The organism is Pseudonocardia sp. ICBG601, assembly GCF_020496245.1.
This window is the reverse complement of the sequence record NZ_JAHLJA010000148.1, coordinates 2,956,890-2,970,596: the sequence shown is the minus strand read 5'-3', so window position 1 is coordinate 2,970,596 and position 13,707 is coordinate 2,956,890. Positions and strand designations below refer to the sequence as shown.

At 76.8% G+C, this 13,707-nt stretch carries 10 protein-coding genes; 3 read left to right on the top strand and 7 right to left on the bottom strand.

Going from position 1 to position 13,707, the window contains the following annotated elements; translation table 11 throughout:
* Positions 1-87: 87 nt before the first annotated feature.
* From KPL57_RS43535 to mraZ, 5 genes are all read right to left on the bottom strand, one after another.
* Positions 88-1,698 carry a UDP-N-acetylmuramoyl-L-alanyl-D-glutamate--2,6-diaminopimelate ligase gene (locus KPL57_RS43535; protein WP_226356224.1) on the bottom strand — a complete coding sequence of 537 codons (1,611 nt, stop codon included), beginning with the start codon at positions 1,696-1,698 and terminating at the stop codon, positions 88-90.
* A gap of 368 nt (positions 1,699-2,066) precedes the next feature.
* Positions 2,067-3,893: a penicillin-binding protein 2 gene (locus tag KPL57_RS43530; protein ID WP_226356223.1), complete on the bottom strand. Its 1,827-nt coding sequence runs from the start codon at positions 3,891-3,893 to the stop codon at positions 2,067-2,069.
* A complete protein-coding gene (locus KPL57_RS43525) occupies positions 3,893-4,579 on the bottom strand; it encodes a septum formation initiator (protein ID WP_224402905.1) in 687 nt (228 codons plus the stop codon). Before KPL57_RS43525 ends, KPL57_RS43530 begins: the two co-directional genes overlap by 1 nt.
* 64 nt (positions 4,580-4,643) lie before the next feature.
* Positions 4,644-5,642, bottom strand: coding sequence for a 16S rRNA (cytosine(1402)-N(4))-methyltransferase RsmH (gene rsmH / locus KPL57_RS43520; RefSeq protein ID WP_062404542.1), 999 nt, complete (start codon positions 5,640-5,642; stop codon positions 4,644-4,646).
* Between the two features lie 392 nt (positions 5,643-6,034).
* Positions 6,035-6,466 carry a division/cell wall cluster transcriptional repressor MraZ gene (gene mraZ / locus KPL57_RS43515; RefSeq protein WP_043276508.1) on the bottom strand — a complete coding sequence of 144 codons (432 nt, stop codon included), beginning with the start codon at positions 6,464-6,466 and terminating at the stop codon, positions 6,035-6,037.
* Positions 6,467-7,140: 674 nt separating this feature from the next.
* On the opposite strand from mraZ, the gene KPL57_RS43510 reads away from it, so the two are divergent.
* Genes KPL57_RS43510 through KPL57_RS43500 form a run of 3 tightly spaced genes read left to right on the top strand, consistent with a single transcriptional unit; the run spans position 7,141 to position 11,796 of the window.
* A complete protein-coding gene (locus tag KPL57_RS43510; RefSeq protein ID WP_062402153.1) occupies positions 7,141-8,094 on the top strand; it encodes a MoxR family ATPase in 954 nt (317 codons plus the stop codon).
* A 1-nt stretch (position 8,095) separates the two neighbouring features.
* The gene (locus KPL57_RS43505) at positions 8,096-9,448 is read left to right on the top strand and encodes a DUF58 domain-containing protein (protein WP_226356222.1); all 1,353 of its coding nucleotides are present in this window, start codon (positions 8,096-8,098) and stop codon (positions 9,446-9,448) included.
* A complete protein-coding gene (locus KPL57_RS43500; RefSeq protein WP_226356221.1) occupies positions 9,445-11,796 on the top strand; it encodes a DUF3488 and transglutaminase-like domain-containing protein in 2,352 nt (783 codons plus the stop codon). Before KPL57_RS43505 ends, KPL57_RS43500 begins: the two co-directional genes overlap by 4 nt.
* A gap of 367 nt (positions 11,797-12,163) precedes the next feature.
* Here KPL57_RS43500 and KPL57_RS43495 read toward each other — a convergent pair whose 3' ends face one another.
* Complete coding sequence (locus KPL57_RS43495; protein WP_226356220.1) at positions 12,164-12,574, bottom strand: DUF3040 domain-containing protein; 411 nt, start codon at positions 12,572-12,574, stop codon at positions 12,164-12,166.
* A 316-nt stretch (positions 12,575-12,890) separates the two neighbouring features.
* Positions 12,891-13,649, bottom strand: a complete 759-nt coding sequence (locus tag KPL57_RS43490) for a bifunctional 2-polyprenyl-6-hydroxyphenol methylase/3-demethylubiquinol 3-O-methyltransferase UbiG (RefSeq protein WP_224402908.1) — start codon at positions 13,647-13,649, stop codon at positions 12,891-12,893.
* Positions 13,650-13,707 lie beyond the last annotated feature (58 nt).

Sequence of the window (13,707 nt, the reverse complement as noted above, 5' to 3'; positions counted from 1 at the left end):
TCGCCTCCACCGGTCCGATCCGTCCTCCTGCCCGTGCGCGGTCCGTGCCGGGTGCCGGCACGCCCTGCCCCGTCGCCCCGCGGCGCGTCACGTCGCCGCCCGGATCGCCGCCACCAGCTCGTCGGTGTCGTCGAACGGGTACTTGACGCCGTTGATCTCCTGGCCGGCCTCGTGGCCCTTGCCGGCGACCACCACCGCGTCGCCCGGGCGGGCCGAGCGGACCGCGTAGACGATCGCGCTGCGCCGGTCGCCGATCTCGATGACGTCACCGCGGGCGGGCTCGCCGAACGCGCCGTCGAGCATCGCGCGGCGGATCGCGCCGGGCTCTTCGCTGCGGGGGTTGTCGTCGGTCACGACGAGCACGTCGGACCGGATCGCGGCGGCGGCGCCCATCAGCGGGCGCTTGCCGGTGTCGCGGTCCCCGCCGCAGCCGAGCACGGTGATCACCCGTGCGTGCGGGCGGACCTGGCGGCGCAGCGCGTCCAGCAGCGCGGCGACGGCGGCCGGCTTGTGCGCGTAGTCGACCACGCCCAGCCAGGGCTGACCGGCGTCGACGCGCTGCATCCGGCCCGGCACCGACGCCCGGGCGAACCCGGCCGCGGCCACCTCGGGGTCGATCCCGTCGGAGTCGAGCACGGCCAGCGCGACGAGCGCGTTCGCGACGTTGTAGCGGCCGGGCAGGCTCAGCGTGACCGGCACCGCGAGCCCGCCGGGGCCGACCGCGGTGAAGGTCTGGGTGCCGTCGGGGTGCGCGGTGAGGTCACGGACCGTCCAGGTGGCGTGCGCGCCGCGCGGGTCGGAGGAGACGGTGACCGCGTCCCGGTGGCGGGCCGCCAGCCGGCGGCCCCACTCGTCGTCGACGCAGACGACGCCGTGCCGCGCGGCCTCCACGCCCGCCCCGCCGCCGTCGAACAGCCGGGCCTTGGCCTCGAAGTAGTCGGTCATCGTGGGGTGGAAGTCCAGGTGGTCCTGGGACAGGTTGGTGAAGGCACCGGCGGTGAACCGGGACCCGCCGACCCGGCCGAGCGCGAGCGCGTGGCTGGAGACCTCCATGGCCACGTCGGTCACGCCGGCCTCGACCATGACCGCGAACAGCGCCTGCAGGTCCGGCGCCTCGGGGGTGGTGAACGCGCTGGGCAGCGCCCGGGCCGGGTGGCCGGGGACCTGGACCCGGGTCCGCACGGTGCCGAGCAGTCCGGTGGCCCGCCCGGCGGCGGTCAGGCCCGCCTCCAGCAGGTGCGCGACGGTGGTCTTGCCCGAGGTGCCGGTCACCCCGAGCACCCGCAGGCGGGCGGTGGGCTCGCCGTAGACGGCGGCCGAGACCGGGCCGAGGACCTCGCGCGGGTTCGGGTGCACCAGCACCGGGAGCCGGGAGTGCCGGATCTCGGCGCGGTCCGCGCCCGCGGCGTCGGTGAGGATCGCGCCGGCGCCGGCGGCGATGGCCTGCGCGGCGAAGTCGGCGCCGTGGGCGCGGGCGCCGGGCAGCGCCGCGAACAGGTCGCCGGGGCGCACCGAGCCCGCCCGCAGGGTGGCGCCGGTGACGGTGTGCGGTCCGGCCGCGGGGTCGAGCAGCGGGCCGGGCCCGCTGCCCGCGGTGCGCGGGTTCAGCTCGGCGCCGGCGAGCCGCCCGAGCAGGGCGACGTCGACCGGGCGCACCTGCGACGGGCGGTCCGGCAGCGACTCGAGGGATCCCGCCACGTCACCCGTCCCCGTCCGGTCGCCCTGCACACCACCCGGCCCGCCACCGAGCGCGGATCCGCCGGTGCTCCGGGAGCGGGCGGTGGCTGCGGTGTGGAGGTCGGGCACAGGGCCGGAGGTTACCGACCGGCGCGGGCCGCCCCTCGTCCCGGTCAGGCGCCCGCGACCGCTCGCGGAGGCGGTCGCGGCGGGCGGCGGAACGTCGACCGGCACACGGCCGTCCGACGAGCCGGATACGGCCATCCGGCGCAGGTTCCGGGCCGGTGGGCGGCTCGTCGGGCGGGGTGCACGGCGGCCCGGCCGGCACCCGTACGGGTGAGCAGCGGCCGGGACCGTCCGACGCAGCCGGACCGCACCCGGCCGCGCCGTCACCTGATCTGCAGGGTCTGCACCGGCTGCGGCACGGTCTGGACCGGCACGGCGTCGCGCTGGGCCAGGTAGGAGGCGATGTCGTGGAACAGCGGCGCCGCGCTCGTCCCGCCCTTCGGGGCGTCGAGCATGATCCCGATCACGAACCGCGGGTCCTGGGCCGGGAGCATCCCGGCGAAGGTGATCCAGTACTGGGAGCGCGAGTAGGCCCCGGTCGCCGGGTCCACCTGCTGGGCGGTGCCGGTCTTGCCCGCCACCTCGTAGCCGGGCACCGCGGCGGCGGGCCCGGTGCCGGACTGGCCGTGCGCCTTCTGGGTGACGGCGGTGAGCATCGTCCGCAGCGTCTGTGCGGTCTGCGGCGACATCACCTGCACCGGCTCGGGGGCCTCGGTCGGCACCCGGACGCCGTCCGGGCCGGTCGTCGCGGCGATGATCCGCGGCGGGATGCGGACGCCGTCGTTGGCGATGGCCTGGTACATCCCGGCCATCTGCAGCACGGTCATCGACAGGCCCTGCCCGATCGGCAGGTTGCCGAAGGTGGAGCCGGACCAGGTCGCGCGGGCCGGGACCCGCCCGCCGCTCTCGCCGGGCAGCCCGACACCGGTCTTCTGCCCGATGCCCATCTTCGCGAGCATGTCCGAGAAGCGGTCCTCGCCGACCTTCTGCGCGGTCATCAGGGTGCCGACGTTGGAGGACTTCGCCAGCACACCGGTCAGCGTGTAGTGGTCGACGCCGTGCTCCCAGGCGTCCTTGATCGTGCGGTCGGCGACCTCGATGCTGCCGGGCACGTCCAGCACGTCGTCGGGCTTGGCGACGCCGGCCTCCAGCGCGGCGGCCATGGTGACGACCTTGTTGACCGAGCCGGGCTCGAACGGCGTGGTGACGCCCTTGTTGCCCAGCGAGTTCGGGTCCGCGGACAGCAGCTGGGCCGGGTCGAACGAGGTGTTGTCGGCGAGTGCGAGCACCTGCCCGGTGGCCCGGTCGAGGACGACGGCCGAGCCGCTGCGCGCGCCGGAGCGGCCCGCGTAGTCGGCCAGCATCCGCTGCACCTGGAACTGCAGGTCGGAGTCGATCGTCAGCTGCACGTCGGAGCCGGACACCGCGGCCTGCTCGGAGCGCACGCTGCCGGGGATGACGGTGCCGCTGCCCTCGGCGGTGTCGGCGATCTGGAAGCCGTCGCGACCGGCGAGCAGCCCGTCGTCGGAGGACTCCAGGCCGATCCGGCCGATCAGCTTCTGCGCGTCGGCGCTCCAGGTCGCGGCGCCGATGATGTTCGAGGCCAGCGTCCCGTTGGGGTACTGGCGCGCCTCGCGGCTCTCCTCGGCGATCTCCGGGAACTCCGTGCGCAGGTCACGGGCGGGCCCGGGGTCGACCGCGGTGGCCATCACGACGTAGCCGCGGTCGCTGTTCAGCGCCCGCTTCAGCTCCTCGGGGTCGCCGTGGGTCACCGCGGCGACGGCGTCGGCCATCCGGTTCTTGTAGGCGACCGCGTCCGCGCCCTTGGTGGAGTTGATCAGGCGCGGGTTGGTGACGAGCGCCTTGGACTCGGTGGAGAACGCCAGCACCGCGCCGTTGCGGTCACTGATCGCGCCGCGCTCGGCCGGGATGACGATCCGGCTGGCGCGCTGCTTCTCCGCGTCCGCGGTCAGCGTGCCCGCCTGCACCGTCTGGACGACCACGAGCTTCGCCCCGGACACCAGCAGCAGGGCGGCCAGTGCCACCCAGGCCAGGCGCAGCCGGAACCGCGGGTCGTCGGCCGGGGACCGGCGCCGACCGCCCCGCGGACCCTGCCCCCGCGGCCGGGGGCGCGGCGGCGCGTAGACCATCAGTTCCCGCCCGCCGCCCGGGTGTCGGCCGGGACCTCGTGCTCGGTGCCCTCACCGGCACCGGCGGCGCCACCCGCGGCGGCGCCCGGAGCGGCGTCACCGCCCTCGGCGGCCGGGTCGGTGGTGGCCGCGCCCGGCTGCTGCGCCTGCGGCGCGGGCGGGGCCTGCGGGGCCGGTGCGTCGGCGGCGGGCGGGGCGGGCGGCGCCGCGGCGACGGCGGCACTCGGCTCCCCGACGACGTCGACGCGTCCGTCCGGTGCGACGACCAGGCGTGCCGGGTCGGTCACCCGGACCATGCCCTGGGCCGCGGCGCGGTCGGCGAGCGAGCCGGGGCTCTGCAGCACCGTGACCTCCTTGCGGAGCGCCTCGGACTGCTCGGTGAGCGACGCGGTCCGCTCCCGGGCCGCCTGCAGCGAGTAGGAGTCGGCCGCCGCGGCGGTCGACAGCCACAGCGTCGCGATCAGGCCCGAGACCAGCAGGACCATCACGACCAGCACGAACTTCGCGCGGCCGGTGTTCTCCCTGGCCGCGCTGCGGCGGCGCTGGTCGGCCACCCGTCGGGCGTCGCCGGGGCCGCGCTGGGCCGGGATCCGCGGGGGTGCCGCGGTACGACGGCTCTGGCGGGTGTCGGGCCGCGCCCGGCCACCGCCCGGGGTGCCCGGGCGCTCGATGACGGGTGTGCTCATCGGGGGGTCCTGCCTCTCCGCCGTGCCGGTACTGCCTGCGTGCTCGGGTCCGTGCCACGGGTGCTCACGGCCCGTCCTCCACGCGTTCCGCCGCGCGCAGCCGCACCGGGGCGGCCCGCGGGTTGCGGGCGATCTCGGAGTCGGACGCCTGCTCGGAGCCCCGGCTGAGCAGCCGGAACTCCGGTCCGTGTCCGGGAAGCTCCACCGGCAGGTCCACCGGGGTCCGCGAGCGGACGCGCTCGGCGAGCACGCGCTTGGTGATCCGGTCCTCCAGCGAGTGGTAGGACAGGACGACGATCCGCCCGCCCGGGGCGAGCGCGTCCAGCGCCGCGGGCAGCGCGTCGCGCAGCACCTCGAGCTCGCGGTTCACCTCGATGCGCAGGGCCTGGAAGGTCCGCTTCGCCGGGTGCCCGCCGGTGCGCCGGGACGCGGCCGGGACCACGCCGTAGAGCAGCTCGACGAGCTCGGTGCTGCGGGTGAACGGGCGCTTCTCCCGGGTCCGGACGATCGCGTTGGCGATCGGTCCGGCGAACCGCTCCTCGCCGTACTCCCGCAGGATCCGGCGCAGCTCGCCGGCGGTGTAGGAGTTCAGGACGTCGGCGGCGGTCGGCCCGGTGGTCGGGTCCATCCGCATGTCGAGGTCGGCGTCGCGGGAGTAGGAGAAGCCACGGGCGTCCTCGTCGAGCTGGAGCGAGGACACGCCCAGGTCGAACAGGATGCCGTCGGCGGCGGGCACGCCCGCCTGCTCCAGCGCGCCGGCGACGTCGTCGTAGACGGTGTGCACCCGGTGCAGCCGGTCGGCGTAGGCGGTGAGCCTGCGGCCCGCGAGCTCGAGGGCCTGCGGGTCGCGGTCCATGCCGACGACAGTCAGCCGGGGGTGCGCGGCCAGCAGCGCCGCCGCGTGGCCGCCCATGCCGAGGGTGGCGTCCACGTAGACGGCGTCGCGGTCGCGCAGGGCGGGGTCGAGCAGCTCGGAGACGCGCTCCAGCAGGACCGGGGTGTGCCGGTCACCGGGCGCGCGCTCGTCGCGCGGGGTGGCGCCGTCGCCGGAAGTACCGTCCACGTCCCACCCCCCGGTGCGCCGTCCGTCCCCGTGTGGTGCGTGCGTGTCGTGCGGGCCGCCCGTCCGGCGGCCGTCCCCGGTCCCGGCCACGGGGGCCGGGACCGGGAGGGTCGATGTCCGTGGGTGTGGCGTGCCGGCTCCCACAACCGGTTCGCTCCACGCCCGAAGACGCGCGGGCTCCACCTCGCCACCCGAACTCCCCAGTCGGGGTGAGCGCCGGCGCCGTCCCCACCCGGGGGCCGTGCCGACCGGACCTGGCACCGGGGAAGGTGTGCCAGGGCCGGGCGATCACGGCACCCGGGTCGGGGCGGCGACGGTGGTGTCGTCCGCTGTCGGTCGTGCTGTCCTGCTCAGGTACTGCCGCCGTCCGTCGTCCCGCCCGCCAGCGGAACTCAGAACAGCCCGGGCAGAACCTCCTCCTGGGCCTTGGCGAACTCGTCCTCGTGCCGCTCCTGGTACTCCTGCCAGGCCTGCGCGTCCCAGATCTCGGCGCGCGTGAACGCGCCGATCACCACGCAGTCCTTGGACAGTCCGGCGTACCGGCGCAGCTCGGACTGGATCGCGATCCGGCCCTGGCCGTCGGGGTTCTGCTCGTCGGTGCCCGAGAAGAGGTTCCGCTGGAACACCCGCGCCGACTCGTTCGTCAGCGGAGCCGCGGCGATCTTGCGCGCCATCTCGGTGAAGGCGTCACGGGTGAACACGTAGAGGCAGTGGTCCTGCCCTTTCGTGATCATGCAGCCGCCTCGCAACTCGTCGCGGAATTTTGCGGGCAGCGTGAGCCGCCCCTTGTCGTCCAGCTTCGGGGTGTAGGTGCCGAGGAACACCGACCCCACCTCCACCTGGGACCCCTGTTCGCCCCAGCGATCACCACACTACCCCACACTCACCCACCGTCAACCCGAGACGGGTGGATCTTCGACCGTTCATCCGATGTTTTCGCAGGTCAGAGACGGTGGGGGACGGTGGGGGCGCGCGACGCGCCACCCGGTCGCGCGACGCCCGGAGGCCGTTTCCGGCCGCTCCGGCCGCACCTGCGCCCCACCGCTCCCCCACCGGCGTCGTCCCTGGTCAGGGACGGTTCCCGGGCCGATCGGGTCGTCCGGGGTGGGGACGGGTGGGGAGCCGGTGGGGGGACCGTGGGGAGCCCGGGTGGGGGGCGGTGGGGGGACCGGCGGACGCGCGGTGGGGCGGCGTGGGGAACCACCGTGGGGCGCCGCGGGGAGGCGGCGTGGGGGACGCCCCGCCGGGGCAGCCGGGCGGGCCCCCGGAGCGCGTCGCGTTCGGCCGTACGGAGCAGCGGCGGGAGGCGGGTGGCGGCGCCCGGTCCCGATCGGGGGACGTTTGACAGACTGGGGTCACCCGAGCCGTCTCCTGAGGAGGCCCGTTGTCGTCGAGCGCGCCGTCCGCGCCCTCCGTGCCACCCGTCCCGTCGCCGTCCGGTGGTCCCCTCCGCCGGGCCGAGGCCAGCGGTGCGCACCCCGGTTACGCGCCCGAGCCGATGGACGCCGTCGCCGTCGCCGACGCGGCGGGCCGGATCGCCGCCGCGATGGCCCGGATCATCGTCGGCAAGCCCGACACCATCCGGCTGGCCCTGGTCGCGATGCTCGCCGAGGGGCACCTGCTCGTCGAGGACGTGCCGGGCGTCGGCAAGACCACGCTGGCCAAGGCACTCGCCCGGGCCGTCGACGGGGCGGTGAGCCGGGTGCAGTTCACCCCGGACCTGCTGCCCGGCGACATCACCGGCTCGTCGGTCTACAACCGGCAGACCTCGGAGTTCGAGTTCCGGCCCGGCCCGGTGTTCGCCAACGTCGTGATCGCCGACGAGATCAACCGGGCCTCGCCCAAGACGCAGTCGGCGCTGCTGGAGTGCATGGCCGAGCACCAGGTCACCGTCGACGGCGGCACCTACCCGCTGGGTGACCCGTTCATGGTCGTCGCCACCCAGAACCCGGTGGAGATGGACGGCACCTACCCGCTCCCCGAGGCCCAGCAGGACCGGTTCACGATCCGCGTCTCGGTCGGCTACCCCGACCCGGCGGCCGAGCTGGCGATGCTCGAGGAGCACGGCTCGACCGACCCGCTGGAGCGGCTGCGGCCGGTGACCGACCTGCGCACGCTGCGGTCGATGATCGCCGGGGTCCGCGGCCTGCACACCGCGGCGGAGGTGCGCCGCTACTGCGTCGAGGTCGTCGGCGCGACGCGACGGCTGCCCGAGGTCCGCCTCGGTGCGTCGCCGCGCGCGACCCTGCACCTGCTGCGGGCCGCCCGCGCCTGGGCGGCGACCGCCGGGCGCGGCTACGTCGTGCCCGACGACGTCCAGGCCGTCGCCGTCCCCGTCCTCGCGCACCGGCTGGTGCTGGGCCCCGAGGGGGTCGCGGCCCGCCGGACACCGGCGGACCTGGTGCGGGCCGCCGTCGCGCGGGTCGCGGTGCCGTCCCCGCCGCGGGGCTGAGATGGCGCCGACCGCGCCGCCGTCCGGGACACCGGCTCCCACCGAGCCCGGTGCCCCGGCGGCACCCGGGTCGTCGGCGCCGCTCGCGGCGGGCGGCGCGCCACGCCGGGAACGGCGGGCCGGGCTGACCGTGCGCGGGCGCTGCCTGCTCGCCGGCGGCGCCGCGATGGTCGTCTCGGCGATCGTGCTCGACGAGCGCGACCTCGTCCGGATCGGGGCGTTCGTGCTGCTCCTGCCGCTGCTGGCACTCCTCGTCGCGCTGCGGTCGCGCCGCTCGCTGCAGGTCGGGCGCACCCTGGAGCCGGCGCGGCTGGAGGCGGGCAGCGGCGGCACGGTCCTGCTGCGGATCGCCGGCGGCGCCCTGCTGGGCGCGCTGCGGATCGCCGACCACGTGCCCGATGCCGCCGGTCCCGCCGACCGCTACCCGCCGCGGTTCACCGTGCACCGGCTCGGCCGGCGCGGCGCCCGGGTCGGCTACCCGGTGCGGCCCGCGGTCCGCGGCGCGTACCGGATCGGTCCGCTGCGCGGTCGCGGCACCGACGCGCTCGGCCTCGCCGAGTTCCGCCACGACCTGCTCCCCGCCGACCGGCTGCTGGTCCTCCCCCGGGTCACCCCGCTGACCGGGCGCCCGGCCCTGACCTCCACCGCCGCCGGGCGCGGCGCCGAGGGCGGCAGCCGTCCCGGCCCCGGCACCCCGGACGTGCTGATCCGCCCCTACCGCCAGGGCGACGAGCTGCGCCGCGTGCACTGGCGCTCCAGCGCCCGGCGCGACGAGCTGATGGTCCGCCTCGACGACCGTCCCGACCCGTCCGGCGTGACCCTGCTGATCGACCGGCGCGACAGCGCCCACCGCGGACACGGGCCCGCCTCCAGCCTGGAGTGGGCGGTGGCGTTCACCGCCAGCGTCGCGGTGCACCTGCTGCAGCGCGGCGAGGCCGTCGCGCTCGTCGACGAGTCCGGCGAGGCCGTCGGCGACGTGCCGCCCGGCGTGACCGGTGCGGACGCCGTCCCCCCGCGGCTGGAGTCGCTCGCGGTGCTGCGGCCCTCGGCGAGCACCGGGTTCACCGCGCCCGGGCCGGGACCCGGGCACCCGGAGGGTGTGCTCGCGGTGCTCGGCGGGACCGCGCCGCAGGACGTCACCGCGCTGGTCTCGGCCTGGCCGCGCGGCGGGCACGCCGTCGTCCTCGACGTCGACACCTGGTCGGCCGCGACGCGGTCCCGCCCGGCGTCGGTCGCGGCGGCCGCGCTGCGCCGCGCCGGGTGGCACGCCACCGTCGTCACCTCCGACATGACCGTCCAGCGGGCCTGGGCGGACGCCTGCGGTTCGCCCGGCATCGCGGGGGCGACCGGATGAGCGCGCCGACCCGGCCCCCCGTCCGGCCCGCGCCGCCGCCCGCCGCGCCCGTCGCCGAGGCCGCACCCGCGGGCCGGACGCCGGGTGCCCCGGCGTGGACGGTCGTGCTGGGACCGGTCGCGACGGTCGTCGCGGTGCTGCTCGCCGGGACGGCGATGAGCTCGGTCGTGCAGGGTGCGGCCTGGTTCGTCCACGCCGCCGTCGCGGTCGTGCTGGTCGCGCTGGTCGGCGGCCTGCTGCTGCCGCTGCGGGCCTGGCTGGTCGCGCCCGGGCAGCTGCTGGCCCTGGTCCTGCTGGTGACCGCGTGGTTCACCGGCAGCGGCGTGCTCGGGGTGCTCCCCGGGCCGTCGGCGTTCGGCGAGCTGTCGGGCCTGCTCGGCGGGGCCGGGCAGCAGATCGACAGCGGCCTGCCGCCGGTCGCGGCGAGCCCGGAGATCCTGCTGCTGGTCACCCTCGGGTTCGGCACGATCGCGATCGCGGTGTTCGGGCTCGCGGTGACCGTGGCCGCCCCGGCCGCGGCCGGGGTGCCGCTGCTGGTGGTGTTCGCGGTGCCGACGGCGCTGCAGCCGGACCTCCTGCCCTGGTGGACCGTGGTGGCGGCGACCCTCGGCTACGGCGTGCTGCTGCTCCTGCGCCCGGACCGGCTGCGGCAGATCCCGGCCGGGGCCGCGGTCGTCGCGGTCGCCGTCGTGGGCTCGCTGCTGGCGGGGCTGCTGGCGTCGTCGGTGGGGACCTCGGGTCGCTTCGACGCCACCGGCGGGACCGGGGGCGACGCCGACGGTTCGATCGGGCTGAACCCGTTCACCTCGCTGCGCGGGCAGCTGACCCGCAGCGAGCCGCGGCCGCTGTTCAGCGTCCGGGGTCTGCAGACCCCGACCTACCTGCGTGCGCTCACCCTGCAGACCTACGTGCCGCAGGAGGGCTGGAAGGCGGGGCGCCCGCTGCCGGGTGTGCCGCTGACCGGGCCGCTGCCCCCGTCGACGTCCGGGCCGGCCGCGTCGCAGGACGTGCAGGTCGAGAACCTGGGCTTCCGCGACTACTGGCTGCCGGTGTTCGGCGACCCGACCCGGATCGCGGTGAACTCACCGAGCTGGGCCTACGACGCCGACGGCGGCATCGTCTACAGCGAGCGCGCGCAGTCCGAGGACGGCTGGACCCAGTCGATGCGGCTGCCGGAGCCGTCGGCCGACCAGCTGCGCGCGGCGTCCGGGCCGACCACGGTCGACCGGGCCTATCTCGACACCGACGGCGTCGACCCGCGGGTCACCGCGATCGCCCGGGAGGTGACCGCCGGGGCCACGACGCCGTTCGACCGGGCGATGGCGCTGGAGGACCACTTCACCGGGCCCGGCTCCCCGTTCACCTACAGCCTGGCGACCGCGCCGGGCGGCAACGGCGACGCCCTGGTCGACTTCCTGACCCGCGGCCGGACCGGCTACTGCGAGCAGTACGCCTCGGCGATGGCGGTCATGCTGCGCGCCGTCGACGTCCCGGCCCGGGTGGCGGTCGGTTTCACCGCGGGCGACGCCGACGGCTCCGGGGCCCGCACGATCACCACCGAGGACGCGCACGCCTGGGTCGAGGCGTGGTTCCCCGGCTACGGCTGGATGACCTTCGACCCGACCCCGCTCGCCGACGGCCGCACCATCGACCCGGCCTACGTCCAGCAGGCCCGGGAGCAGGACGGTGGCACGCCCGCCGCCGAGCAGACCCCGCAGCCCGAGCCGTCCGCGACGCCGCCGCCCCCCGAGGCCGGTGGCCCCACCCCGGAGCCCCCGCCCACCGAGGAGCAGGCGGCCGACCAGCCGCTGGCCGCGACCGGGTCCTGGTGGCCGCTGGTGGTGGCGCTGCTGCTGGCGGCCGCGGTGCTCGCGGTCGTGCTCACCCCGGGCCTGTGGCGCCGGCACCAGTACTCCCGCCGGGCCGGGCTGGCCCGGGCGGGCGGCGACGGCGCTGCCGCGGCGGCGTGGGACGAGGTCCTGGCCGCCTCCCGCGACCACGGGGTCCCGGTGCCGCCCGGGGACACCGTCCGCGCGGCCGCCGACCGCATCACCGAGCGGCACGGCCTGTCCGGGCGCCCCGCCGAGGCGCTGCGGGAGCTGGCGGGCCGGGTCGAGGCGAGCTGGTACGGCGGGATGCTGCCCGAGCCCGGCACGCTCGACGGCCTGGTGGACGAGGTGCGGACGGCGATCGCGGCCGGTGGGACGTCGTTGCGAGCCCGGGTGCTGCCGGCCTCGGTGGTGCCGGAGGCGGTCCGGCGCGGGCGCCGCCCGTCCGACGACGACCCGACCACCGACGACGGCGCCGCCGACACCGACACGGCCGGGGAGCCCGCCGAGCGCGGCTGATCCGCCCGGAGAGCACGGCTGACCCACCCACCGTCCGCGCGATGATCCGCTCCGCGCGTGCGTCCGGACGCGCGCGGGCCGCGGATCTCCGCGCGGGCGCGGGGTTCGCGGCCCGCAGCGCCCCGGATCAGCGCCCGGCGTCCGGTCGGCGGCGTCATCCGGTCGGCAGCGGTATCCGGTCGGAGGCGGCGGCGGTCGGACGGCGCCGGTCCGTCCCGATCGGCGGCTCCCGTCCACCGGGGCACCGCTGGTGCCGACGGCCGGCACACCGGGCAGCCGGTGCCGGACACACGACGGCGGGGCGGACACCGAGTCGGTGTCCCGCCCCGCCGGGCGTCGTACGGGCGGCCGCGTGGGCCGCCCGGTGTCATTCCTGCTCGAAGCGGCGCCGGAAGCGCTCCTCCATACGGCCGGTGAAGCCACCGCCGCTCTCGCCGGACTGATTGTCCTTCGGGGCGGACCCGCCCTGACCGGTCGTCTCCTCGCCGCCGCGACGGGCGCCGATCGAGGTGACCGCCAGCAGCGCGCCGCCGAGCATGGCGAGGAAGCCGACAATGCTCAGGATCGGCAGGTCGCCGAGCCAGAGAGCCCGGAAGGGGATCCCGGCGACGAGCAGCACGAGGCCCACCACGAACAGGACGGCGCCCTGGATGCGGCGGCGCCGGGCGGGCTTGCTCCGCCGGCTACCGCTGACCGAGGACGCGAACTTGGGGTCCTCCTGGTAGAGGGCGCGTTCGATCTGTTCGAGCAGGCGCTGCTCGTGCTCGGAGAGCGGCATGCCTTCACCTCCGGCACACGTAATCGGACGGTAGGCCGCATTCGGCCCGGGCCTCCTCGCCCCGGCCGGTACGACGGGCGCCCCAACCTGGGCGTCTGATGTCCAGAGTACGAGGCGAATCGTGCCGCGACCACCCGGACCGTCCAACCCGCTCGGCTGATCGTCGAGCGGACGGCGTGGCGCGGCGTGTCGTCGCTTCACCCGGACTGTCGCAGACCCACCCGGACGGGGGTGGGCAGCCGGGTGAACGCCGGACGACCGGTCACCGACGGCAGCCGGACGGCGACCGTCGGACACCGGCGGCAGGGACGGGTGTTCAGTACCGCCGGGCGAGCAGATGCAACCGCGGGGCGACCTCGGCGAGGGCGCCGACCTGCGACGCGAGCGCGTCCAGCTCGTCACGCTCGTCGCGGCCCGCCGCCTCACCCTCCTGGCCGGGACCGGGCAGCCACGCCTCGAGGGTGCCGTCACCCTGCAGGATCTCGGTCCGCAGCCGTCCGGTCTCGGCGGTGAGCTCCTGCAGCCGGTGCGCGTCGAACCGGCGCAGCAGCCGGTCGTCGGTACCGGTGCGGCCCTCGGGGTCGGTGAGCAGGGCACGGGCCTCGGCGAGCCGGCCGGTGGCCAGTCGCCCGATGAACGCGCCGTAGCGCCCCACCGTCAGCACCGACACCGCCCCGCCCGGGGCGGCGGCCGCGGCGAGCGCGGCGAGCACCCGGCCCGGGCCGTCGACGACCTCGAGCAGCCCGTGGCCCAGCACGAGGTCGGCGCCGTCGGCCGGGGCGACCTCGGCGAGGGTGTCGACGTCGCCGTTCACCGGGGTGATCCGGTCGGTCACGCCGGCCTCACCGGCGCGCCGGGCCAGCGTCGCCAGCGCGTTGGGACTGGTGTCGACGACGGTCACCGCACAGCCGGCGATCGCCAGCGGCACCGCCCAGGTGCCGCTGCCCCCGCCGACGTCGAGCACCCGGGGCGCGGCCCCGGTGTCCCGGCGGACACGGTCGATCTCCCTGTCCAGCACCCGGAACACGGCGGCCCCGCGCGCTGCTCCGGCCTGCTCGCGTGTCGGCGATCCCACGGCACCGAGACTAGTGGCCCCTGCCGGTGCCCGGCCCGCCCGCCCGCCGGGACGCCCA